Origin of the sequence: Azospirillum lipoferum 4B, from assembly GCF_000283655.1 — a bacterium.
GTDB lineage: Bacteria > Pseudomonadota > Alphaproteobacteria > Azospirillales > Azospirillaceae > Azospirillum > Azospirillum lipoferum_C.
On sequence record NC_016587.1, the window covers coordinates 152993 to 176104 of the forward strand.

Annotated in this window: 17 protein-coding genes; 3 read left to right on the plus strand and 14 right to left on the minus strand. The window is 68.1% G+C overall.

Translation table 11 applies throughout. The features are described from left to right. Positions 1–4 precede the first annotated feature (4 nt). Positions 5–712 carry an RluA family pseudouridine synthase gene (locus AZOLI_RS24965; RefSeq protein WP_014189413.1) on the minus strand — a complete coding sequence of 236 codons (708 nt, stop codon included), beginning with the start codon at positions 710–712 and terminating at the stop codon, positions 5–7. A gap of 401 nt (positions 713–1113) precedes the next feature. On the opposite strand from AZOLI_RS24965, the gene galU reads away from it, so the two are divergent. The 3 genes from galU (at position 1114) to pgmG (ending at position 4941) form a co-directional block, all read left to right on the plus strand. Next, positions 1114–1983: a UTP--glucose-1-phosphate uridylyltransferase GalU gene (galU, locus tag AZOLI_RS24970; protein ID WP_014189414.1), complete on the plus strand. Its 870-nt coding sequence runs from the start codon at positions 1114–1116 to the stop codon at positions 1981–1983. A 186-nt stretch (positions 1984–2169) separates the two neighbouring features. After that, positions 2170–3501 carry a UDP-glucose dehydrogenase family protein gene (locus AZOLI_RS24975; RefSeq protein ID WP_014189415.1) on the plus strand — a complete coding sequence of 444 codons (1332 nt, stop codon included), beginning with the start codon at positions 2170–2172 and terminating at the stop codon, positions 3499–3501. Between the two features lie 39 nt (positions 3502–3540). Then, a complete protein-coding gene (pgmG, locus tag AZOLI_RS24980; RefSeq protein ID WP_014189416.1) occupies positions 3541–4941 on the plus strand; it encodes a phosphoglucomutase/phosphomannomutase PgmG in 1401 nt (466 codons plus the stop codon). Between the two features lie 60 nt (positions 4942–5001). Here pgmG and AZOLI_RS32730 read toward each other — a convergent pair whose 3' ends face one another. The 13 genes from AZOLI_RS32730 to AZOLI_RS25035 form a co-directional block, all read right to left on the minus strand. Further along, on the minus strand, positions 5002–5841 hold the full coding sequence (locus tag AZOLI_RS32730; RefSeq protein WP_162488423.1) for a hypothetical protein: 840 nt from the start codon (positions 5839–5841) through the stop codon (positions 5002–5004). A 276-nt stretch (positions 5842–6117) separates the two neighbouring features. Next, positions 6118–7245 carry an ABC transporter permease gene (locus AZOLI_RS24985; RefSeq protein ID WP_014189417.1) on the minus strand — a complete coding sequence of 376 codons (1128 nt, stop codon included), beginning with the start codon at positions 7243–7245 and terminating at the stop codon, positions 6118–6120. Between the two features lie 3 nt (positions 7246–7248). Beyond that, positions 7249–10104, minus strand: a complete 2856-nt coding sequence (rbbA, locus tag AZOLI_RS24990; protein ID WP_014189418.1) for a ribosome-associated ATPase/putative transporter RbbA — start codon at positions 10102–10104, stop codon at positions 7249–7251. Continuing rightward, the gene (locus AZOLI_RS24995) at positions 10101–11120 is read right to left on the minus strand and encodes an HlyD family secretion protein (protein WP_014189419.1); all 1020 of its coding nucleotides are present in this window, start codon (positions 11118–11120) and stop codon (positions 10101–10103) included. Before AZOLI_RS24995 ends, rbbA begins: the two co-directional genes overlap by 4 nt. Positions 11121–11357: 237 nt before the next feature. Beyond that, a complete protein-coding gene (gene trxC / locus AZOLI_RS25000; protein ID WP_014189420.1) occupies positions 11358–11852 on the minus strand; it encodes a thioredoxin TrxC in 495 nt (164 codons plus the stop codon). Positions 11853–11971: 119 nt separating this feature from the next. Then, the gene (locus tag AZOLI_RS33420; RefSeq protein ID WP_244442663.1) at positions 11972–12109 is read right to left on the minus strand and encodes a hypothetical protein; all 138 of its coding nucleotides are present in this window, start codon (positions 12107–12109) and stop codon (positions 11972–11974) included. Positions 12110–12222: 113 nt separating this feature from the next. Then, positions 12223–12966, minus strand: coding sequence for a periplasmic heavy metal sensor (locus AZOLI_RS30745; protein WP_014189422.1), 744 nt, complete (start codon positions 12964–12966; stop codon positions 12223–12225). Continuing rightward, a complete protein-coding gene (locus tag AZOLI_RS25010) occupies positions 12963–13406 on the minus strand; it encodes a hypothetical protein (protein WP_244442664.1) in 444 nt (147 codons plus the stop codon). The genes AZOLI_RS30745 and AZOLI_RS25010 overlap by 4 nt, the downstream gene beginning before the upstream one ends. Before the next feature lie 11 nt (positions 13407–13417). Next, complete coding sequence (locus AZOLI_RS25015) at positions 13418–13984, minus strand: RNA polymerase sigma factor (RefSeq protein ID WP_044553130.1); 567 nt, start codon at positions 13982–13984, stop codon at positions 13418–13420. A gap of 336 nt (positions 13985–14320) precedes the next feature. Further along, on the minus strand, positions 14321–17440 hold the full coding sequence (locus AZOLI_RS25020) for an efflux RND transporter permease subunit (protein ID WP_014189425.1): 3120 nt from the start codon (positions 17438–17440) through the stop codon (positions 14321–14323). Between the two features lie 6 nt (positions 17441–17446). Beyond that, complete coding sequence (locus AZOLI_RS25025) at positions 17447–20587, minus strand: multidrug efflux RND transporter permease subunit (protein ID WP_014189426.1); 3141 nt, start codon at positions 20585–20587, stop codon at positions 17447–17449. Next, a complete protein-coding gene (locus AZOLI_RS25030) occupies positions 20584–21936 on the minus strand; it encodes an efflux RND transporter periplasmic adaptor subunit (protein WP_014189427.1) in 1353 nt (450 codons plus the stop codon). The genes AZOLI_RS25025 and AZOLI_RS25030 overlap by 4 nt, the downstream gene beginning before the upstream one ends. A 124-nt stretch (positions 21937–22060) precedes the next feature. After that, positions 22061–23059, minus strand: coding sequence for an MYG1 family protein (locus tag AZOLI_RS25035; RefSeq protein ID WP_014189428.1), 999 nt, complete (start codon positions 23057–23059; stop codon positions 22061–22063). Positions 23060–23112 lie beyond the last annotated feature (53 nt).

Genomic DNA, 23112 nt, shown 5'->3' on the forward strand with positions numbered 1-23112 from the left:
GCCCTCAGTCGCCCTGCCAGCCGCAGGCGGACAGCGCGTCCCGCATATGCGCCGGTGCCGGGGCGACGGCGCTCACCGCCGCATAGTCGAAGGCCATGCGGAAGGCGACGGAGCGGGCCAGCAGGTGCAGGTTGCCGGGGGGCAGGCGTTCGGGGCCGTAGAAGGGCTCCCCCACCAGCGGGCAGCCGATGGCGGCGCAATGGACGCGGATCTGGTGGGTCCGGCCGGTGCGCGGGCGAAGCTCCAGCCAGGAGCGGCCATCGGCGCCGGTGCCCAGGACGCGGTACTCGGTGACCGCCGGCTGGCCCGCCGGGTCGGGCAGGATGGTCCAGGAGGAGCGCGACGCACCGGGTTCGATCCGCTTCAGCAGCGGCAGGTCGATCACGCCGGATTCGGCATCCGGGATGCCGTCGGCCACCGCCCAATAGGTCTTCTCCACATGGCCGGCGGCGAACATCTGGCCGAAGCGCTTCAGTGCCCAGGGGGTGCGGCCCAGGATCAGGCAGCCGGCGGTGTCGCGGTCCAGCCGGTGGGCGAGCTTGGGCGGCTCGCCGTCCGGCTCGCCGAGGAAGGGCAGGTAGAGCTCCAGATGGTCGGTGATGCGTCCGGCCTTGTGGACGGCCAGACCGGCCGGCTTGTCGATGACGAAGCACAGCTCGTCCTGATGGAGTACGCGGGCGCGCAGCGAGTCGGGGGTCATGGCCCGCAGCATGGTCGCCGCCGCGCCTTTCGCGCAAGGGCCGTGAACCGCATGTCATACGGAAAGCGGGGCGGTGCAGCGATGAGGGGGCGATGGGCGAAACGGGCAGCGGCACGGTGTCGCGCCTTTGGTTTTCCGTAGTTTTACAAGCGTTGCCGCCTATGAGAAAGGTCCGGGGCGGCTTCGGACCTTGCGGATAAAGATCGGCCGGAATGAGGACATTCGGCCGGTTTTCATTTGATTTCGGCCGCCGGGACTAGCCTTTTGCCCGGTCTCGGAAGGTTTGTTGCGCAGTCGCGGAAGGCGTGGCAGAAAGCCCCGGAACACGGTCGTGCTTCCGCCGGCTCCGCTTGCGGTCGGGCAATGCCGTGGGACCATGGATTTGACTTCGCCTCAACCACAAGAGACGTCCAATGCGGAAACCCGTGCGCAAGGTGGTGTTCCCGGTCGCCGGTCTCGGCACGCGCTTCCTGCCGGCCACCAAGGCCATCCCGAAAGAGATGCTGCCCCTGGTCGACCGCCCCCTGCTGCAGCACGCCGTCGAAGAGGCGCGCGCCGCCGGCATCGAGGATTTCGTTTTCGTCACCGGCCGTTCCAAGCGCGCCATCGAAGACCATTTCGACGCCGATACCGAACTGAACCGCACGCTTGAAGAGCGCGGCAAGCAGGACGCACTGGAGGAGGTCCGCCACAGCGAGATCGCCCCCGGCCGCTGCTTCTACACCCGCCAGCAGGTTCCGCTCGGCCTCGGCCACGCCGTGTGGTGCGCCCGCGCCCTGATCGGCAACGACCCGTTCGCCATCGTGCTGCCCGACGATTACGTCCAGGGCAAGACCCCCTGCCTGAAGCAGATGGTCGAGGCCTATGAGGAGGTCGGCGGCAACATCGTCGCGGTGGTCGACGTGCCGCGCGAACGCACCAGCAGCTACGGCATCCTGGACGTCGAGAAGGACGACGGCCGTCTGGCCACCGTCCGCGGCCTGGTGGAGAAGCCCAAGCCGGAAGAGGCGCCGTCGACCCTGTCGATCATCGGCCGCTACATCCTGCAGCCGGAAATCTTCGATCATCTGGAAAAGCAGCAGCGCGGCGCCGGCAACGAGATCCAGCTGACCGACGCCATGGCCAAGCTGATCGGCAACCAGCCCTTCCACGGCCTGCGCTTCGAAGGCACCCGCTACGACTGCGGCGACAAGGTCGGCTTCATCGAGGCGACGCTCGCCCACGCGCTGAACCGGCCGGACATGGCCGACAAGGTGCGCGAGATGCTGCGCAAATATTGCTGACCGACGGGCAGCATGCATGATGCCGCGCCCGCCCCGTCCCCTGACCCGGACGGCGGCGGGCACGTGCGTTCGTGCTGCGCCTTGGAGCAAGCCGGCCGATTCGGAGGCCGGACATGAGGAACGCCCGGCAAGGGCATCCCAGAGACATACAGGTTTCCTGACTTTCAAGGACTTGAGGGGGACGCGATGCGCATAGCGATGATCGGCACGGGCTATGTCGGCCTGGTCTCCGGCGCCTGCTTTTCGGAATTCGGCGTGCACGTCACCTGCGTCGACAAGGACGCGGGCAAGATCGAGCGGCTGAAGCGCGGCGAGATTCCGATCTACGAGCCCGGCCTGGACGACCTCGTCGCCCGCAACGTCGCGGCCGGCCGCCTGTCCTTCACGCTGGACCTGAAGGAGGCGATGCAGGGCGTCGACGCCGTGTTCATCGCGGTGGGCACCCCGTCGCGCCGCGGCGACGGCCATGCCGACCTGTCCTATGTCTATGGCGCCGCCGAGGAGATCGCCCGGCATCTCGACCACTACACGGTGGTGGTGACCAAGTCGACCGTGCCGGTCGGGACGGGCCGCGAGGTCGAGGCGATCATCCGCCGCGTGCGGCCCGACGCCGAGTTCGACATCGCCTCCAACCCCGAATTCCTGCGCGAGGGCTCTGCCATCGGCGACTTCATGCGGCCGGACCGCGTCGTCATCGGCGCCACTTCGGACCGCGCGGGCGAGGTGATGCGTCGGCTCTACCGGCCGCTCTACCTGATCGAGACGCCGATCGTGGTGACCTCGCTGGAGACGGCGGAGCTGACCAAATACGCCGCCAACACCTTCCTGGCCGCCAAGATCACCTTCATCAACGAGATCGCCGACCTGTGCGAGAAGGTCGGCGCCAACGTCCATGACGTGGCGCGCGGCATCGGGCTGGACGGCCGCATCGGCAAGAAGTTCCTGCACCCCGGTCCGGGTTACGGCGGCTCCTGCTTCCCGAAGGACACGCTGGCGCTGGTCCGCACCGCCCAGCAGGTGGGCAGCCCGCTGCGCATCATCGAGACGGTGGTGGACATCAACGACAAGCGCAAGAAGCAGATGGCCGAGCGCATCATCGCCGCCTGCGGCGGGTCTGTGGACGGCAAGACCGTCGCGGTGCTGGGCGTCGCCTTCAAGCCGAACACCGACGACATGCGCGACAGCCCGTCGCTGGACATCGTCCCGGCCTTGCAGGCGGCCGGCGCCCATGTGCGCGCCTTCGACCCGGCGGCGATGCACGAGGCCGAGAAGCTGCTGCCCGGCGTGGAATGGGCCAAGGACGCCTACGGCACCTTGGAAGGGGCCGACTGCGTCGCTATTCTCACGGAGTGGAACGAATTCCGCGCGCTCGACCTGCGTCGGGTGAAGTCGATGCTGAAGCGGCCGGTGATGATCGACCTGCGCAACATCTACAACCCCGAGGACATGGCGAAGGCCGGCTTCACCTATACCTCCATCGGCCGGCCGTCGCCGGCCGGCGGGATGGACCGCGGCTGACGGTCCAAAGACGGCGTCCAACAGAGGACTAACGAGACGATGAGCGAAGCCCATACCTTCCACCCCACGGTGCTGCGCGAGTACGACATCCGCGGCATCGTCGGCAAGACGCTGACCCCGGCGGACGCCCGCGCGGTCGGCCGTTCCTTCGGCACCGTGGTGGTGCGCAAGGGCGGCAAGACGGTCTGCGTCGGCTATGACGGCCGTCTGTCCTCGCCGGAACTGGAGGAGGCGCTGGTCGAGGGGCTGGTTTCCACCGGCCTGCACGTCCTGCGCATCGGGCTCGGCCCCACGCCGATGCTGTATTTCGCCACCCGCGACCGCGAGGCGGCGGCCGGCATCATGATCACCGGCTCGCACAACCCGCCGGACTACAACGGCATCAAGATGATGCTGGGCAAGGGTCCGGTCTACGGCCAGCAGATCCTGGAGCTCGGCACCATGGCGGCCAAGGCCGACTGGGAGCAGGGCCAGGGCTCGTCGGAGAAGATCGACGTCCAGGACGAGTATGTCGCCCGCCTGCTGAAGGATTATGACGGCACCCGCGACCTGAAGATCGCCTGGGACGCCGGCAACGGCGCGTCGGGCGAGATCCTGCGCCGCCTGACCGCCAAGCTGCCGGGCACGCATGTCCTGCTGTTCGACGAGATCGACGGCAACTTCCCCAACCACCATCCGGACCCGACGGTCGAAGCCAATCTGGTCGACCTGAAGAAGGCGGTGGCGGAGCATGGCTGCGACATCGGCATCGGCTTCGACGGCGACGGCGACCGCATCGGCGCCATCGACCACAAGGGCCGCGTGGTGTGGGGCGACCAGCTGGTCGCGCTCTATGCCGCCGACGTGCTGAAGAGCCATCCGGGCGCCACCATCATCGCCGACGTCAAGGCCAGCCAGGCCCTGTTCGACGAGATCGCCAAGCATGGCGGCAACCCGCTGATGTGGAAGACCGGCCACTCGCTGCTGAAGGCCAAGATGGCGGAGACCGGCTCGCCGCTGGCCGGCGAGATGTCGGGCCACATCTTCTTCGCTGACAAGTGGTATGGCTTCGACGACGCGCTCTATTGCGGCGTCCGCCTCGCCGGGCTGGTCAGCAAGCTGAACACCACGCTGGCGGACCTGCGCGACGGTCTGCCGGACATGGTCAACACGCCGGAGACCCGTTTCCAGATCGACGAGGAACGCAAGTTCGCCGTGGTCGAGGAGGTCAAGGGCCGCGTCAAGGCGTCGGGCGCCAAGGTCAACGACATCGACGGCGTCCGCGTGACGACCGACGACGGCTGGTGGCTGCTGCGCGCGTCCAACACCCAGGACGTGCTGGTGGCGCGGGCGGAGTCCTACAGCCAGGACGGGCTGGAGCGGCTGAAGAACGCGCTGATCGAGCAGCTGGTGGCCTCGGGGCTGTCGGCACCGTCCTTCGAGGGCGGCGGGTCGCACTGAGGTTTGAGGGTGGGGTATTCAGGCTTTGGCTGACGAATACCCCCATCCTCTAATTAAGGACTATTTCCGCCCTTGGATCAGGCTCTGAATGAAATCTGGGAGATCAGAGCGCTTTGCTACAATTCGTTCTGAGTGCTTAATTTTTTGACTGAGTAGTATGTTCGAAAATCCTCCATCTCCACGCCAAACGTCGCAGTGAGGAATGTATATGGCATGCAGCATATCGACGAAATCTGATTTTCGGGGCTTGAACCCTTTGTCTCTGCTTGAGCGTCCGTGATACGCCTCTAGTATATCAACGAAATATTCACCAAGTATTTCTGGGCCAAATACGGATCTGATATTTAAACTTTCAAGAGATCTCACCTTATCTTTCCATTGGTCAACAATGGCCCCACTTCCGGGGATAGTTGTTTCTGCTAGTTCGGGCCTGCTGTTGTAAAGTGCGACAAGCTTCTTGAGATCTTCCTTTGCTTTCTGCAGGGCCGCTTGGTGCTGCCCACATATTTTCGCGAAATCCTCAGAAAATTTTCTAACTTTTTCAGTCATGTCATGCCCGAGATTGACATATGTGTTTGATTTTCCGATAGAAAAGAAGGTGATCATAAATGCCCTTGGGTCTTGGAGTATTTTTTTATCCGCAGTTTTTTCCCATTCTAGAGGATACCAGCGACCGTCGTTTGTAAAAACATCGCCATCTAGATTTTCAGGGAATCTAAATGCATTATTCCCGCAGATTTTATGAATAGTATTCATTCTGTTTATTCTATCTTGAAAATGCTCTGGCGAAAAATCCTGCATTAGTTCAAATAAATTTTGGAACGAAAACCCTATAACAATTTCTTTTTCATGTAATTTTCTCATTAGAAAATCGTAGACAAAGGCGTCTTTTGCGTTCATTTGATCTGATGAGAACGCTGAATAGTCATTCGTGTCTAGGTAAATTACTAATGGACGCATTAAGTTCCTCCCTCTAAGGTTGTAACTAAAAATATATGTTAGATTTTACTCAAAGACAGAAAATTAGTGTTAGGGCAAGTTCCTAGAAAGATAGGGCGGCGCTACAGGGAAAACACATTTTCTCTTTGCTAAATCTAAGTTTTACGAATTCAAAGTACGTGCTTAGGAGGATAGCAGCAATCTCTTCCCAGAGCGACAGGGCGGTGGCTCCCGACCCTATCTGAAACTCGCCAAATGCCGCCTGAACCGCGCCAGGCTCCAGGCGAAGAACAGCGCGCCGATCCCGGCGGTGGCGGCGAACCTGGGCCACACCACGTCGAAGCCCGCCCCGCGGAACAGGATGGCCTGGGCGAAGGCGACGAAATGGGTCGAGGGTGACAGCTGCATCGCCGTCTGCAGCCAGTCCGGCTCGCTTTCCAGCGGGGTGAAGCCGCCGGACAGCATGTTCATCGGCAGCACGATCAGGATGAACAGCAGGCCCAGCTGCGGCATCGACCGCGCCACGGTGCCGAGGAAGATGCCGAGCGCCGTCGCGAAGAACAGGTACAGCGCCGTCCCCGCCAGGAACAGCGGCACCGATCCGGCCAGCGGCACCGACAAGAGGCCGCGCAGCACCGCATAGAGCGCCACCAGCGTCAGCACCAAAATCACCGCGCCGTTGGCCAGCACCTTGGCGGCCATGATCTCGGCCGGGCGGACCGGCATCACCAGCAGATGTTCCAGCGTGCCGTGTTCGCGCTCGCGGATCAGGGCGGCGCCGGCCAGCAGCACCGCCAGCATGGTGACGTTGCTGACCACCGACATGGTGCCGGTGAACCATTTGGTGTCCAGCGCCTCGTTGTAGGCGACGCGGACCTGCAGGCTGACCGGGGCGGCGGTTCCCTCGGCCTCTCGGCGGACGAAGCGGCCGACCTCGTCATCGACGATGCCCTGGATGGTGCCGGCGCCGATGCCGGCCTGCATCATCGCGGTGGCGTCGATCAGCAGCTGGATCGCCGGGCTGCGGCCGGCCAGCACGTCGGCCTGGAAGTTCGGCGGGATGTCGAGGACGAAGGTGTAGCGGGCCGAATCCATCGCCGGATCGACTTCGGCATGGCCGATCATCGCCGGGGTCTGGAACTCGGGGCCATGGAAGCTGGAGGCCAGACGCTGCGACAGGGTCGAGCGGTCCTCGTCGACGATGGCGATGGCGGCGTTGTGCAGTTCGTGCGAGATGCCGGTCGCCTGGGAGTAGACGGAGAAGGTGAAGGAATAGACGACGAAACCCAGCATGAAGACGTCGCGCAGCAGGCTGATCCACTCCTTGCGTGCCAATGTCAGGCTGTTGCGGAGGAAGCGCGTCATGGCTCAGCGCTCCTGTTTCGGCAGGAAGGCGACGCCGAGCGCCAGGAAGACGGGGATGAAGGCGGCGGTTGCCAGGATGAAGGGGAGAAGTTCGGCCAAGCCCAGGCCCTTGGTGAAGGCGCCGACGGAGATCTTCAGGAAATGGGTGGTCGGGAACAGCGTGCCGAACAGCCACGCCCCGCCTTCCAGCGTCGCCACCGGCTGCAGCATGCCGGAGAATTGCGTCGCCGGCAGCATGGTGACGATGGCGGTGCCGAACACCGCCGCCGTCTGGGTCGCGGTGAAGACGGAAATCAGCAGCCCCAGCGCCGTGGTCGCCACCACATAGACCAGCCCGCCCAGCAACAGCCCGAACAGGCTGCCCTTCACCGGCACGCCGAACAGGGTGACCGCCATGACGACCATCAGCAGCAGGTTGAAGGCGGCCAGCCCGATATAGGGCAGCTGCTTGCCCAGCAGGAATTCCAGCCGCGTCACCGGGGTGACGTAGAGGTTGGTGATGGAGCCCAGCTCCTTCTCCCGCACCACGCCGAGCGCGGCGAGGATGGCGGGGATGAAGACCAGCAGCAGGCCGATGGTGCTGGGCACCATGGCGTCCAGGCTGCGGAAGGCCTGGTTGTAGCGGTAGCGCATCTCCACTGTGGCGGCCGGGGCGGGCAGGGTGACGCCGGACGCGATGGCGGCATCCTGGATGAAGCGCTGGTGCAGGCCGGAGACGTAGCCCTGGATCGTCTCCGCCCGGAAGGGCATGGCGCCGTCGATGCGCACCGCCACCTCCGGAGTTCTGCCGCGGCGGAGGTCGCGGCCGAAGCCCTCGGGGATCTCGATGGTCAGCGACGCCTCGCCCCGTTGCAGGCGCAAGGACAGGTCGCGGGCATCCACGGCCGGCGGGGTGGCGCGGAAGCTGCGCGAGCCGTCGAACTGCTCGATATAGGCGCGGCTTTCCGGCGTGCGGTCGTGGTCGAGCACGGCGAAGGTCAGGTTCTCCACATCCATGGTGATGCCGAAGCCGAAGACCAGCATCAGCAGCACCGTGCCGAGCAGGGCGACGGTGAGGCGGACGGGGTCGCGGCGCAGTTCGAGGGTTTCGCGCCATGCGTAGGCGAGAAGGCGGCGGCGGGAGAGGGGGATGCGGGGCGAAGGAGCGGGATTTCCCGCGTGGCCGTCGTTTTCGGCGAAGACCGCCTGTCCGCAGCGACCGTCATTCCCGCGAAGGCGGGAATCCACCCGGTTCAGCGCTTTGGTGGCAGAGTTTCCTGGATCCCCGCCTTCGCGGGGATGACGTGCTTGTGAAGGAAGGGCATCGGTGGTGTTGGAGGGTGCTTCCTCCCCCTCTGCCTGCTCCATAAATCCGATGAAGGCGTCGTCCAGGCTGTCGGCCTGCTGTTGGCGGCGCAGTTCGTCGGGCGGGCCGGCGGCGATGACGCGGCCGGCGTTCATGAAGGCGACCCGGTCGCAGCGCGCCGCCTCGTTCATGAAATGGGTGGAGACGAAGATCGTCACCCCCTGGTCGCGCGACAGCGCGATCAGGTCGCGCCAGAACTGGTCGCGAGCCACCGGATCGACGCCGGAGGTCGGTTCGTCGAGGATCAGCAGCTCCGGTTCGTGCAGGATAGCAACGGCCAAGGACAGCCGCTGCCGCACGCCCAGCGGCAGGCGGTCGGCCACCGCGTCGATGTAGGGGGACAGGCCGAAGCGCTCCACCAGTGCCGCCAACCGGGTGTCGGCATCCGCGAGGTCGAACAGCCGGGCGTGCAGGTCCAGGTTCTGGCGCACCGTCAGCTCGCCATAGAGCGAGAAGGCCTGCGCCATGTAGCCGACGCGGCGGCGGCTTTCCAGATCGCCGGCATCCACCGGCTTGCCGAACAGCCGCGCCTCTCCCGCCGTGGCGGGCAAGAGACCGGTCAGCATCTTCATGGTGGTGGTCTTGCCGCAGCCGTTGGATCCCAGGAAGCCGAAGATCTCGCCGCGGCCGATGCGGAAGCCGATGTCCGACACCGCGGTGAAGTCGCCGAAGCGGCGGGTCAGGCCGATGGCCTCGATGGCGGGTTCGGCTCCGGCCGGCTCGGGCGGGCGGGGCGGCACGATCAGGCGTCGATGGCCGCGCCGGGCATCCTCCGGCAGCAGGGCGACGAAGGCCTCCTCCAGGTCGGCGGCGCCGGTCTGCGCCTTGACCGCGGCGGGGGTGTCGTGGGCCAGCAGGCGGCCGGCGTTCATCATCACGACCCGGTCGAACCGCTCCGCCTCGTCCATGTAGGAGGTGGCGACCAGCACGGTCATGCCGGGGCGGCCGGCGCGGATGCGGTCGATCAGCTCCCAGAACTGGCGGCGGGAGAGCGGATCGACGCCGGTCGTCGGCTCGTCGAGGATCAGCAGGTCGGGGTCGTGCAGCAGGGCGCAGCACAGGCCGAGCTTCTGCTTCATGCCGCCCGACAGCTTGCCGGCCGGGCGGTCGGGGAAAGGGGCGAGGCCGGTGGCGTCCAGCAGGTCGGCGATGCGGTGCCGGCGCTCCGCGGCGTTCAGGCCGAACAGGCGGCCGAAGAACTGGAGGTTCTCGGCGACGCTGAGGTCTGCATAGAGGTTGCGGCCGAGACCCTGCGGCATATAGGCGATGCGCGGCTGGAGGGCGGCGCGGCCATGGCGGTCGGCGACGTCGGTGCCGAGAACGCGGACGCTGCCCTGCTGGATCTTCTTGGCGGTGGAGATCAGCCCGAGCAGGGTCGATTTGCCGACGCCGTCCGGGCCGATGATCGCGACGCTGACGCCGGCGGGAATGTCGAGCGATGCGTCCTCCAGCGCCACCGTCCCGCCATAGCGGTGCCGCACGCCGGACAGCGAGACGGCGGGGGCGGGGGTCATGAGCGGGGACCTTGGGTGGAGGAGAGGGGCACCTCCCGCGTCAGGGTCGATTCCAGCCAGTCGGGCCAAGCCGCCTTGTCGTCCAGCTTCACATAGGCCATGCCGGTCAGGCCGGTCTTCACCCGCTCGATGTAGCGGGTCACCAGCGCTTCGGGGACGCGGGCCTTGACGCGGAACATCATGCGGTCGCGTTCGGACTTGGTCTCCACCTGCTTGGGCGTGAACTGGGCGCGCGGGGCGACGAAGGTGACGGTCGCGGGAATCGCCGTGTCGGGAACGGCGTCCAGCAGGATGCGGGCGTCGGCGCCGAGCGCCAGGTTTCCGGCGGTGTCGGTCGGCAGGAAGAAGGTCATGTAGACGTTGGACAGGTCGAGCAGCGTTGCCGCCTTGCCGCCGGCCGCCAGCACCTCGCCGGGTTCGGACAGGCGGTAGAGGACGCGGGACTTGCTCGGGGCCTTCAGCACGCCGTCGGCGACCAGATCGGTCAGCCGGTCGACGTCGCCGGCCGCGGCGGCGATGGATTCGTCGGCGCTGGCGAGGTGGCTCTTGGCGGCGTCGAGCGCGGCGTCGGCGGTGCGGCGGCTGTTGCGGGCCTGATCGACGCGCTGTTCGGCGACATGGCCCTTGCCGAACAGGATCAGCGCCCGTTCCATCTCCTTGGCGGCGAAATCGGCCTCGCTGGCGCGCTGGGCGACCAGGGCGACGGCTTCCTCGCGGGCGCGGCGGGTCTGGCGCAGCTGCGCCTCGGCGGAGCGGAGCTGCGCCTCCAGGTCGCGGGTATCGAGCGTGGCGATGACGGCGCCGGCCTCCACCAGATCGCCCTCCTGCACCGGGATGGTCAGGACGCGGGCGGCGTATTTGGTGGCGACGTCGATCTCGTTCGCCTCGATCCGGCCATTGCCGGAAGCGAAGCCGGCGGGCAGGCGGTTGCCCTGCATCGCCCGCCAGCCATAGGCGGCCCCGGCGCCGAGCAGCGCCAGCAGGGCCAGGGCGATGAGAACACGCTTGACGGTCATGGCTGCGCTCCCTTGCCTGCTTTGTCGTCAATGTCCGGCATGCGACGCAGGGTCAACAGAGCTTTCCCGATCGGTGTCTGTCGCCACAAGATGTCGAAGCGTCAGCATGGGGACAGTCTACGACAGGCCGCGCCGAACAGAGACGCCCAGCCTGCGCGCCAGCCATTCCCGCCCTTGCGCGTCGCGTTTGATCCCGATCATTGGCAGGGCGGGGCGGCCGTGCTTATGGGAGCGGGGCTATCGCCCCAGAGTCTGCCTGACCCACCCCACCAGCGCCGGCAGCGGCATGGCGCCGGCCGTGCGGGCGATCTCGCGGCCGTGATGGACCAGCACCAGCGACGGGATGCTGCGGATGCCGAACCGGGCGGCGAGGTCCGGCGAAGCCTCCGTGTCGATCTTGGCGAGGCGGAGCCGGGGTTCCAGCTGTGCCGCCGCCTGGGCGAACACCGGGGCCATCATGCGGCAGGGACCGCACCAGTCGGCCCAGAAATCGATCAGCAGGGGCAGGTCGCCGCGTTCGGCATGGGCGGCGAAGCGGCTGGCGTCGAGCGCCACCGGCTTGCCTTCGAACAGCGGCTTGCCGCAGCGTCCGCATTTGCCGCCGCCGAGCCGGGCCGTAGGCACGCGGTTCAGGGTGTCGCAGTGCGGGCAGGCGACGTGCAGGCTGTCGGCGCCTGTGGAAGACTGGGTGCCTGTGGAAGAATGGCCTGAAGACTGGGCGGTGGTCGGCATGGCGGGGCTCCTTCCCCTGGCAGCGGTTCCACCGTCGATGTATGGGGCCGGGGCCATCCGCTCAAGGTGGGCCGCTCAAGGTGGGCCGCCCAAGGTGGGATGCCCAAGGCGCACGGTGCCTACTCCCGCCGGCCCATCAGCCCTTCCAGCTTGGCGAAATCCACATACTGCGCCGGCCGGTCCTTCAACAGGTCCGGGGCGGCCTGGGCATTCTCCCGCGCGCATTCGGCGACATAGCGGGCCAAGAGGTCGCGCATGACCTCGGCCAAAGGCGTCTGCCGCTGGCGTGCGTAATTCTTGGCGACATCTTTGATTCGGCGATCAACGCGCAAAGAGATCGTCGCCTTCTTTGGATGAAATGGATCTCCGATCATGACGATCCCCCACCAATCTTGCCGATCCTCGTCATTTGGATATGCCGGATCGGCGGTGGATACAAGGATCGTCGGGAAGAGGGGAGATAAATCTTGGGGATGATAACTTGTGAATTTGTGTGGATAAAATTTCCGCTGGTTTTCTTCTCCACAGAATCTGTGGATAGATGTGTGTGCAATCCCCGAACAGAATCATCCACATCCTTCGCGCCAGCCTGTCCGGCCTGTGGATGACTGGGTTTGCTTATTTTTTTAGGCATTGCTGGCATGCCGGGGGAACCCGGACCGCCGACCAGCCGCAGGCGGCCGGCGGGGGACAGGTCGGGCAGGATGGAGAGGACGGTTTCCTCCGTCAGCTCGATCATCTGGCGGCGCTTGGCGCGGGCCGCTTCGGTCGCGACGCGCAGGGAGTCGTAGTCGACGGGCTCGGCCTGCAGCAGGGCGCGCACCCGCTGCCCGGCCTCGCGGTATTCCCCGGTCAGCGCGTCATAGCGCGGGCGCAGCGGCTCGAAGGCGGCACGCAGGCGCCGGGCGTCGGCATCGGTGAGGTCGGCGGCCATCCGCTCGACGAAGCGGTCGGGCATCGGCTGGTGAGGGGACTGGTGGAACGGCGGGGGAGACTGGCGGACGGTCGCGACCAGCATCGCGCCCAGGAACAGGTTCAGCGCCAGCGAGACCAGCGCCAGCATGCGCAGGCCCGGCCGCCGCAGGAATTGACGGAGCGCGGCGAAACCGCTCATCGGGACTCTCCGTCGAACAGCGTGACGACGTCATCGTGCAGCAGGGCCAGTTCCTGGCCGCGCGGCGTCGGGGCGGCGGGTGCCGGCAGCGTCCCGGCGAGCCAGCCGCCGGTGAGCCAGCCCAGCGCCAGCAGGGCGGCGCAGAAGCCCGCCACCGTCCGCCGCGGCATCCGCCCCAGCAACAGCAGCACAAGCCCGTCCTGCGGCACGGCGCGGGCGGTGGCGCCGGCGGCCGACAGCAGGCGGTCGATGCGGGCATCCTCCACCATGGGCGGGCTGCCGGACAGCAACCGGTCGAAGGCCAGCGCCTCGTCCGCCGCGGCCCGCAGCGCAGGCGAACGGGCAAGCGCGGCCTCCGCCCCGGCGCGCAGCTCGGGCGGCCAGCGGTTCGGGGAAGCGCCGTAGTCGTCCAGGTGGCGGAGGAAGTCTCGGTCGGTCATGGAATCCTCCCTCATGGGACATCGGCGGAGGTGAGCGCGCTCTTCAGTGCCGAGCGGGCGCGGGCGAGCAGCGAGGCGAAGGCGGTCTCACTCATGCTCAGCACCTCGGCGGCCTGCCGCAGGCTGAGCCCCTCCTGGTGGAACAGCACCACGGCGGCGCGCTGGCGGTCGGGCAAGGCGGCCAGCGCCCGGTTGACGCGCTCCGCCGTCTGGCGTTCGGCGATGCGGGCGAGCGCGTCGGGAGACTCGTCGGGCGGATCGCCGGCCTCCTCCAGCGGCGACCAGCCGGGGCGGCGGCCGCGGTCGATGGCGAGGTTCATCACGATGCGGTAGAGCCAGGTGGTGAAGGAGGCCCGCCCGCCGTCCCAGCGCCCGGCATGCTGCCAGACCCGCAGGAAGGCCTCCTGCGCGATCTCGTCGGCATCGGACGGGTTGCCGGTCATCCGCTGGGCGAGCGCCACGGTGCGGCGCATGTGGCGGGCGGCCAGCCGGTCGAACGCCGCGGCATCGCCGCCGGCCACGCGGGCCATCAACTCGTCGTCCGTGCCGCTGGCCTCGATCACCGGGAGTCCGCTCATGCCGTGGGCGGGAACTATGCCCAACAGGATGGAGAGGCGCCAGGGGGACGAGGACAATGTTCCCTCTGCCGTCCCGGGAGAGGGCGTGGAGCCGACGGCCATAGGCCGGACGAGCGCCGAAAGGCGATCGTAGGCGGAATGCAGTCGCGAGGCTTGCGAGCGACTTCGGGGCCCATGCGCAGCATGGGAAGGGTGAGGGGTGATCCAAGGAACCATGCGGCTCGGGATTCTTGAATGACCCCTCACCCTCCCCGCGCCTTCGGCGCGGGTCCCCTCCCTCTCCCGGGGCGGGAGAGGGCGTTTATCCCCGAGCAGCACCACGCCCATCCCGCCCCCCTATTCCGCCGGGGCGGCGATGGCGGCGCGGCGGTTGCGGCGCATCGCCAGCCGTTCCAGCGTCAGATAGACCACCGGCGTGGTGTAGAGCGTCAGCATCTGGCTCACCAGCAGGCCGCCGATGATGGCGACGCCCAGCGGGCGGCGGATCTCGCCGCCGGTGCCATAGTCGAAGGCGAGCGGAACCGCGCCCAGCAAGGCCGCCATCGTCGTCATCATGATCGGGCGGAAGCGGACCAGCCCCGCTTCGCGGATCGCCTCCAAGGGCGACAGGCCGCGCTCGCGCTCCGCCTCCAGGGCGAAGTCGATCATCATGATGGCGTTCTTCTTGACGATGCCGATCAGCAGGATGATGCCGATCAGCGCCACGATCGACAAATCGTAGCCGGTCAGGATCAGCGCGATCAGCGCCCCGAGGCCGGCCGACGGCAGGGTCGACAGGATGGTCAGCGGGTGGATCAGGCTCTCGTACAGAACGCCCAGCACGATGTAGATGGTGATCAGCGCCGCCAGGATCAGCAGCGGCTGGCTGGAGGAGGATTGCTGGAAGGCCCGCGCGTCGCCCTGGAAGCCGGCGCGGATGCCGGCCGGCATGCCGATGTCCTCCGCCGCGCGCTGGATCACCTCGGTCGCCTGGGACAGCGAGACGCCGGGCGCGAGGTCGAAGGTCAGGTTGGCGACCGGAAAGCCGCTCTGGTGCTGGATGCTGGAGGCCTGGTTGCCGATGACGACGCGCGACACCGCCGACAAGGGCACCATGCCGTCGCGGCCCGGCACGTAGATGCGCTTCAGGTCATCGGGGCCGAGCGCCTCGCGCGGATCGACCTCCAGCACCACCTTGTGCTGGTTCTGCGCCAGATACATGGTGGAGACCTGCCGCTGGCCGAAGGCGTCGTACAGCGTCGCCTCCAGTTCGCTCAAGGTCACGCCGAGGCGCGCGGCGGCGTCGCGGTCGACGATCACATTGGCCTGGATGCCGCCGTTCTGGCGGTCGTTGGCGACGTCCACCAGCTCCGGCAGGGTGCGCATCTTTTCCACCAGCTTGGGCGCCCATTCGTTCAGCGCGGCGATGTCGGGATCCTGCAGGCTGTAGCGGTACTGGCTGCGGCCCTGGAAGCCGCCGACGCGGATGTCCTGCACCGGCATCAGGAACAGCTGCACCCCCGGCACCTTGCCGGCGCGCATGCGCAGCCGCTGGGTGACGGTCGCCAGATCCTCGCGCTCCGCCTTCGGCTTGAGCGCGATGAAGATCTGGCCGGAATAGGTGCCGCCCGGCCCGCCGCCGCCGATGGTGCCGCCGACGCTGGCGACCGCCGGATCGCCGGCCACCGCCTCCTGCAAGGCGCGCTGGCGCGTGACCATGGCGGTGAAGGAGATGTCCGGCGGCGGGTCGCTGAAGCCCATCAGCAGCCCGGTGTCCTGCTGCGGCACGAAGCCCTTCGGCACCTGCCCGTAGAGCCAGACGCTGACGCCGACGATGGCGAAGGTCGCCGCCAGCATGGTGCGGCGATGGGCCAGCACCCAGTCCAGCCCGTCGGCATAGAGCCCGAACAGCCGGTCGCCGATCCAGGCGAGCGCGCGGGCAAGCCGTCCGGGGGGCTTGCGCTCCGAGTCCGGCTGCAGCAGGTGGGCGCACATCATCGGGGTCAGGGTCAGCGAGACCACCGCAGACACCGCGATGGCGACCGACAGCACCACCGCGAATTCGCGGAACAGCCGGCCCTGAATGCCGCCCATGAACAGGATGGGGATGAAGACGGCGACCAGAGACAGGCTGATCGACACCACGGTGAAGGCGACCTGCCGGGCGCCCTTCACCGCCGCCTCGAAGGGTTTGGCGCCCTTTTCGATGTGGCGGACGATGTTCTCGATGACGACGATGGCGTCGTCCACCACGAAGCCGACCGAGATGGTCAGCGCCATCAGCGAGAAATTGTCCAGGCTGTAGCCGACGATCCACATCACGCCGAAGGTGCCCGCCAGCGACAGCGGCACCGAGGCCGCCGGGATGATCGTGGCCCACAGGCGGCGCAGGAACAGCGCCATCACCATCACCACCAGCGCCACGGTGATCGCCAGCGTCTTCTGCACGTCGTCGATCGAGGCGCGGATGGTCGGCGTGCGGTCGGTGCGCACCGAAAGCTGCACCCCCGGCGGCATCCAGCCGCGCAGGGTCGGCAGTTCGGCGCTCACCCGGTCCACCGTTTCCACCACGTTGGAGCCCGGCTGCTTCTGGATGTTGATCAGCACCGCGCGTTGGCCGTCCTGCCAGGCTGCGGTGCGGCTGTTCTCCGGCGCCTCGATCACCTCGGCGACATCGCCGAGCCGGATGGTGGCGCCGTTCTTCTCGGTTACGATCAGCCGGCGGTAGGCGTCGGCGCCGAACAGCTGGTCGCTGGCGCCGATCGACCAGGATTCATGGGTGCCGTCGAAGCTGCCCTTGGGGCCGTTGGCGTTGGCGCGCGAGATGGCGCTGCGGATCGTCTCCAGGCTGACGCCCATGTTGGCGGCGGCGGTGGCGTTGACGCGCACGCGCACCGCCGTCTTCTCCGCCCCGTTGATGGAGACCTGGGCCACCCCCTCGATCTGGCTCAGCCGCTGGCCGATGACGCTGTCGGCGAGGTTGTAGAGTTCCGATGGCGCCAGGGTGGTGGAGGTCATGGCGAGCGTCATCACCGGCGCGTCGGCCGGGTTGATGCGCCGCATCTTGGGCGGGCTGGGCAGGTCGGCCGGCAGGTCGCCGCCGGCGGCGTTGATCGCCGCCTGCACGTCGCGCGACGCCGCCTCCACGTCGCGGTTCAGGTCGAACTGCACGACGACGGAGGTGCTGCCGAGCTTGCTGTTCGACGTCATCTCGGTGATGCCGGCGATGCGGGACAGCCGCCGTTCCAGCGGGGTGGCGACGGAGGCCGCCATCGTCTCCGGGCTGGCGCCGGGAAGCGACGCGGTGACGACGATGGTCGGGAATTCCACCTGCGGCAGCGGCGCCACCGGCAGGAAGCGGTAGGCGACCATGCCGAGGATCATCAGCCCGATCATCAGCAGCGAGGTGCCGACCGGCCGTTCGATGAAGGGGGCGGAGAGCGACAGCTTGGCGGCCGACAGCTTGGGGGAGGCCATGGGCGGCTACTCCGCCGCCGCGCGGCCGGGCGCCCGGTCGTTGCCCGGCAGTGCCGCCGCCTTGGACCCCGGCCGCAGCCAGCGCCGCAGGCGGGTGCCCAGCCGGTCCATGTAGAGATAGACCACCGGCGTGGTGTAGAGCGTCAGCACCTGGCTCAGCACCAGACCGCCGACGATGGCGATGCCCATCGGCTTGCGCAGCTCCGATCCCGTGCCGTTCTCCAGCGCCAGCGGCAGGGCACCCAGCAGGGCCGCCATCGTCGTCATCATGATCGGGCGGAAGCGCAGCAGCGACGCCTCGTAGATCGAGCGTTCCGGCGCCATGCCCTGGTGGCGTTCGGCCTCCAGCGCGAAGTCGATCATCATGATCGCGTTCTTCTTGACGATGCCGATCAGCAGCACGATGCCGACCAGCGCGATCAGCGACAGGTCGTGGCCGGTCGCCATCAGCGCCAGAAGCGCGCCGATGCCCGCCGAGGGCAGGGTCGACAGGATGGTGACGGGGTGGATCGTGCTCTCGTACAGGATGCCAAGCACGATGTAGACCGCGACCACCGCCGCCAGGATCAGCCAGGGCTGGGTTTCCAGCGAGCTGCGGAACTCGGCGGCCGTGCCGGCGAAGCGGGCGGTCGCGGTGTCGGGCATGCCGATGCTGTCGCGCGCCTGCTGGATCGCCGTGACCGCCGCCCCCAGCGAGACGCCGTGCGCCACGTTGAAGGACAGGGTGACGGAGGGGAACTGGCCCTGGTGGGTGATGACCAGGGGCGCGGTCCTGCGCTCCACCGACACCACGGCGCCCAGGGGCACCACGCCGCCGTTGCCGGACTTCACATAGATCTTGGACAGCGACGCCGGATCCATCTGGAAGGACGGCTCCACCTCCAGGATCACGCGGTATTGGTTGGTCTGGGTGTAGATGGTGGAGACCTGCCGCTGGCCGAAGGCGTCGTACAGCGTATCGTCGATGGCCTGCGGCAGCACATTCAGGCGGGATGCGGCGTCGCGGTCGATGGTCAGGTAGACCTGAAGCCCGTCCGGCTGCTGGTCGGTCGCCACGTCGGTCAGCTCCGGCCTTGCGCGGAGTGCGTCGAGCAGGCGCGGGGTCCAGTTCTCCAGCTCGCGCGGGTCGGCGTCCTGCAGGACATACTGGTATTGGGTGCGGCTGACGCGGCTGTCGATCTGCACGTCCTGCACCGCCTGCATGAACAGCGAAACGCCCTTCAGATCGCCGGTGGCGGCGCGCAGGCGGGCGATGATCTCCTCCGCCGAGGAGGTCCGCTGGTCGCGCGGCTTCAGCGCGATGGTCAGGCTGCCGGTGTTGGTGGTGGCGTTCACCGTGCCGGTACCGACGAAGCTGGCCACCCCGGCCACGTCGGGGTCGCGGCGGACGATGTCGGCGACCTCGCGCTGCCGCTCCGCCATCGCCTTGACCGAGATGGACGGGGCTGCGTCGGTCACGCCGGTGATGACGCCGGTGTCCTGCTGCGGCAGGAAGCCCTTGGGCACCACGTCATAGAGGTAGAGCGTGGCGGCCAGCGTGGCGATGGTGAAGATCAGCGTCGCCGGCTGGTGGCGCAGCACGACGCGCAGCGAGGCGGCGTAGCCGTTCAACAGCGCGTCGAAGCCGCGCTCGGTCCAGCGGAAGACGGCGTTGGGCCTGCTTTCAGTTTCGGGCTTGAGCAGGCGGGCGCACATCATCGGCGTCAGCGTCAGCGAGATCGCCGCCGACACCAGAACCGCGATGGACAGGGTAATGGCGAACTCGCGGAACAGCCGGCCGACCACGCCGCCCATGAACAGCAGCGGGATGAACACCGCGATCAGCGACAGGGTCAGCGAAACGACCGTGAAGCCGATCTGGCGCGCCCCCTTGAGGGCCGCCGGCAGCGGCTTCTCGCCCTTCTCGATGTGGCGGACGATGTTCTCGATCATCACGATGGCGTCGTCGACGACGAAGCCCGACGCGATGGTCAGCGCCATCAGCGACAGGTTGTCCAGGCTGAAGCCGCACAGCGCCATGATGCCGAAGGTGCCGATCAGCGACAGCGGCAGCGCCGCCGCCGGGATCACCGTCGCCCACGCCTTGCGCAGGAACAGGAAGATCACCAGCACCACCAGCCCGGCGGTCAGCACCAGCGTCTTCTGCACGTCCACCACCGAGGCGCGGATGGTCTCCGTCCGGTCGGTCAGCACCGCCATGTGGATCTGCGGCGGCAGCGTGGCCTGCAGCGACGGCAGCAGGGCGCGGATGCGGTCCACCGTGTCGATGATGTTGGCGCCGGGCTGGCGCAGCACGTTCAGCAGCACCGCCGGCTTGCCGTCGTGCCAGGCCGCCAGCCGGGTGTTCTCCACCGAATCGACCACGGTGCCGATGTCGGACAGCCGCACCGGGCCGCCGTTCTTGTAGGTGACGATGATCGGGCGGTAGGCGGCGGCGGTCTCGATCTGGTCGTTGACGCCTATCGACCAGGACTGGCGCGGGCCGTCGAAGCTGCCCTTCGGCGCGTTGACGTTGGCCTGGGTGATGGTGGTCCGCACATCCTCCAGCGTCAGGCCGAGACCGGCGACGGCGGCGGGATTGACCTGCACGCGCACGGCGGGGCGCAGGCCGCCCTCGATCCCGACATAGCCGACGCCGTCGACCTGGGACAGCTTCTGCGCCAGCAGCGTGTCGGCGGCGTCGCTGACGGTCTCCAGCCGCAGGGATTCCGAACTCAGCGCCAGCACCATCACCGGCGTGTCGGCCGGATTGACCTTGTCATAGACCGGCGGGTTCGGCAGGCCCTTGGGCAGCGTGCCCGATGCGGCGCTGATCGCCGATTGCACGTCCTGCGAGGCGGCGTCGATGTCGCGGGACAGGTCGAACTGCAGCGTGATGACCGACAGCCCGAAGGAGCTGGTCGAGATCATCGAGGAGATGCCGGCGATCTGGCCGAGCTGCCGTTCCAGCGGCGCGGTGACGGAGGACGCCATCACGTCGGGGGCCGCCCCCGGCAGTTGGGTGGTGACGCGCACCGTCGGGAAATCGACCGTCGGCAGCGAGGAGATCGGCAGTGTGCTGTAGCCCAGCAGGCCCAGCAGCACGACCGCCAGCATCAGCAGCCCGGTGGCGACCGGCCGCAGGATGAAGGGGGCGGAGATGTTCATGAGGGCTGCCGCCCGTCACGCTGGCCGGGCTGGCCGGGAGGGGGAGCGGTGCCGTTGTTCTCGCGCTGCTGCCGCTCGCGCCGCCGCTCCTCGCGGGCGGTCGGATCGGGCGCGGTGCCGGTGGGTGCGTTTGCAGCGGGTGCAGCCCCAGCCGGTGCGGCGGACGCGATGGGCTCGACGATGCGCACCTTGGAGCCGGGCTGCAGGCGGTATTGGCCGTCCACCACCACGCGCTCGCCGGGGGCCAGGCCATCGTCGACGATGGCCTTGTTCTCCTCCTGGCGGGCGACCTTGATCGGGCGCTGCTCCACCGTCAGGTCGTCCTTGATGACATAGGCGTAGGTGCCCTGCGGCCCGCGCTGCACCGCCGTCGAGGGCACCGTGGTGGCGTCTCGGCGGATGGTGGACAGCAGGCGGACATTGACGAACTGGCCGGGCCACAGCTTTTGCGGGTCGTTCGGCATCTGCGCCTTCAGGCGGATGGTGCCGGTGCCGCTGTCGATCAGGTTGTCCACCACGGCGAGAGAGCCGGTGTCGAGCACGCGCCGGCCCTCGCGGTCCTGCACCTCCACCTTGACCGGGCCCTGAGCCTGGGCGGCCAGCACGGCGGGGAGCTGCTTCTCCGGCAGGGTGAAGAGCACGGCGATGGGCTGGATCTGGGTGATGGTGGCGATGCCGCTCTGGTCGCTCGCCCGCACCACATTGCCCTGGTCGACATTGCGCAGGCCGATGCGGCCGCTGATGGGGGCGGTGACGGTGGTGTAGTTCAGCTGGACCCGCACCGCCTCGATCGCCGCCTCGTCGGCGCGGATCTGCGCTTCGTACTGGGCGACCAGCGCGCGCTGGGTGTCGACCGTCTGGCGCGACGCGAACTCCTTCAGGTTCATGTTGCGCTCCAGGTCGCGGCGGGCGTTGGCGAGCTGCGCCTCGTCCTGCGCCTTCTTCGCCTCGGCCTGGGCCAGCTGGGCCTGGAGCGCGCGGGAATCGATGGTCGCCAGCAGGTCGCCGGCCTTCACCAGCTGGCCTTCCTGCAGCGAGACGCGCTGAAGCTCGCCATCGACGCGGGCGCGCACGGTGACGGTGTTGAAGGCCTGGATCGTGCCGATGCCGTCGAACCAGATCGGCACGTCCTCGCGAGCCACCGTGCCGGCCTGCACTGCCACCACGGCGTTGCGGGAGCCGCCCTCAGGGCCGGGAGGGGCGCCGGGCGGACCGGGGGGCGGACCGCCGGCACCGGCGAACGGCGGTGTCGCAGGGGTGGTCAGCTTCTGCTGAACCGCGTAGCCGATGCCGCCGACCAGACCGGCGAGAACCACACCGGCGATCACCGGCTTCCAACGAATCGTCATGACTGTCCCGACGCTTGCCGGGAGGGCCGCAGGGCCGCCCCGGTCTTTCCCTAGTGCCCTTGATACGGGGCGGCGGTGCCAATTCGTCGGGGAGGCGGGAGAAATTTTTTCTGCGCCGGGGCAGTCAGCGCATCGTGCCTGCCGGGTTGGGCGCGGACGCCAGGGCGGCGCGGGCCATCGCCAGCGCGCCGTCGCGCGAGCGGGCGGCGGCGACGAAGCGGTTCAGGTGGCAGAAGATGGCATCCTCCACACCGCAGACGCGGGCGAGCTCGGCATCGCGCAGGCCCGCCCAGGCCGCGGGCAGCGGCAGCTTCTGGGCGAAGCTGCCCGGTTCCGGCGGCATGCAGCCGACCATCCAGGCTTCGCCGCCCTTGTCGGGATAGACGGCGAACAGCACCGGCAGGTCCGCCTCATGCGCCGGTCCCTGCCAGGGCATGCCGCGGCCGAGCTCCAGGATGCGCGGGTCGGCCGAGCGGGCATGCGCCTCCAGCACGATGTCGCGGGCGGCGATCCGGGCGCGGATCTGTTCGATGCGGCCGTCGAGGACGGCGCCCGCGATTTCCGCCGCGCGGGCGAAGCGCTCGTCCTCGGCCGGCGCCCGGTCGGCCGTGGCGGCATCCCAGGGCAGGTTCAGCACCTCGACCAGGGACGGCAGCGCCAGCCCGTCGGCGATCCGGGCCGCCCGGTCGAGCGCCTCGTCGCCGAAGCCCGGAACCGGGCGCAGCCCGTTGTCGGCAAGGTCGACGAGGCGGATGAGCTGCTCGTCCATCTCCGCCCAGATCTGCCCGACGACCTCCTCGCCGCCGCGGCCGGCCAGGACGGTGCGCACCGCATCGTGGCCGAAGGCGGACCACAGCAGGCCCGCCGAGGAGTAGGGCGACCCGTCGGCACGGGCCGGGGCGCCGCGCTGGTGATGGTCGAAGCGCCGCCGCGCCGGGTCGAAGACGCCGCCGACATCCCAGACGATGTCGGCGGCCTCGATGGCGCGCGGATCGCGGGTGCGCAGCAGGGTTGAGGCGGCCAGCGCCTCGGGCGGCAGGGCGCGGCGCAGGATGGCGTAGCCGAGCACCTCGTCGCAGTGGAACGAGCCGCCATGGGTGACAAGTCGAAGTCCGTCGGTCATGCCGCTCTCTCGTCTCCAGGATTTGGGCGTTGCGGCCGCCGTCATTCCGGCGG

Bases quoted from the DNA above. Each gene is read 5' to 3' on its own strand.
- AZOLI_RS24965 (WP_014189413.1), bottom strand. From the start codon at position 712: ATGCTGCGGGCCATGACCCCCGACTCGCTGCGCGCCCGCGTACTCCAT.
- galU (WP_014189414.1), top strand. From the start codon at position 1,114: ATGCGGAAACCCGTGCGCAAGGTGGTGTTCCCGGTCGCCGGTCTCGGC.
- AZOLI_RS24975 (WP_014189415.1), top strand. From the start codon at position 2,170: ATGCGCATAGCGATGATCGGCACGGGCTATGTCGGCCTGGTCTCCGGC.
- pgmG (WP_014189416.1), top strand. From the start codon at position 3,541: ATGAGCGAAGCCCATACCTTCCACCCCACGGTGCTGCGCGAGTACGAC.
- AZOLI_RS32730 (WP_162488423.1), bottom strand. From the start codon at position 5,841: ATGAACGCAAAAGACGCCTTTGTCTACGATTTTCTAATGAGAAAATTA.
- AZOLI_RS24985 (WP_014189417.1), bottom strand. From the start codon at position 7,245: ATGACGCGCTTCCTCCGCAACAGCCTGACATTGGCACGCAAGGAGTGG.
- rbbA (WP_014189418.1), bottom strand. From the start codon at position 10,104: ATGACCCCCGCCCCCGCCGTCTCGCTGTCCGGCGTGCGGCACCGCTAT.
- AZOLI_RS24995 (WP_014189419.1), bottom strand. From the start codon at position 11,120: ATGACCGTCAAGCGTGTTCTCATCGCCCTGGCCCTGCTGGCGCTGCTC.
- trxC (WP_014189420.1), bottom strand. From the start codon at position 11,852: ATGCCGACCACCGCCCAGTCTTCAGGCCATTCTTCCACAGGCACCCAG.
- AZOLI_RS33420 (WP_244442663.1), bottom strand. From the start codon at position 12,109: ATGCGCGACCTCTTGGCCCGCTATGTCGCCGAATGCGCGCGGGAGAAT.
- AZOLI_RS30745 (WP_014189422.1), bottom strand. From the start codon at position 12,966: ATGAGCGGTTTCGCCGCGCTCCGTCAATTCCTGCGGCGGCCGGGCCTG.
- AZOLI_RS25010 (WP_244442664.1), bottom strand. From the start codon at position 13,406: ATGACCGACCGAGACTTCCTCCGCCACCTGGACGACTACGGCGCTTCC.
- AZOLI_RS25015 (WP_044553130.1), bottom strand. From the start codon at position 13,984: ATGAGCGGACTCCCGGTGATCGAGGCCAGCGGCACGGACGACGAGTTG.
- AZOLI_RS25020 (WP_014189425.1), bottom strand. From the start codon at position 17,440: ATGGCCTCCCCCAAGCTGTCGGCCGCCAAGCTGTCGCTCTCCGCCCCC.
- AZOLI_RS25025 (WP_014189426.1), bottom strand. From the start codon at position 20,587: ATGAACATCTCCGCCCCCTTCATCCTGCGGCCGGTCGCCACCGGGCTG.
- AZOLI_RS25030 (WP_014189427.1), bottom strand. From the start codon at position 21,936: ATGACGATTCGTTGGAAGCCGGTGATCGCCGGTGTGGTTCTCGCCGGT.
- AZOLI_RS25035 (WP_014189428.1), bottom strand. From the start codon at position 23,059: ATGACCGACGGACTTCGACTTGTCACCCATGGCGGCTCGTTCCACTGC.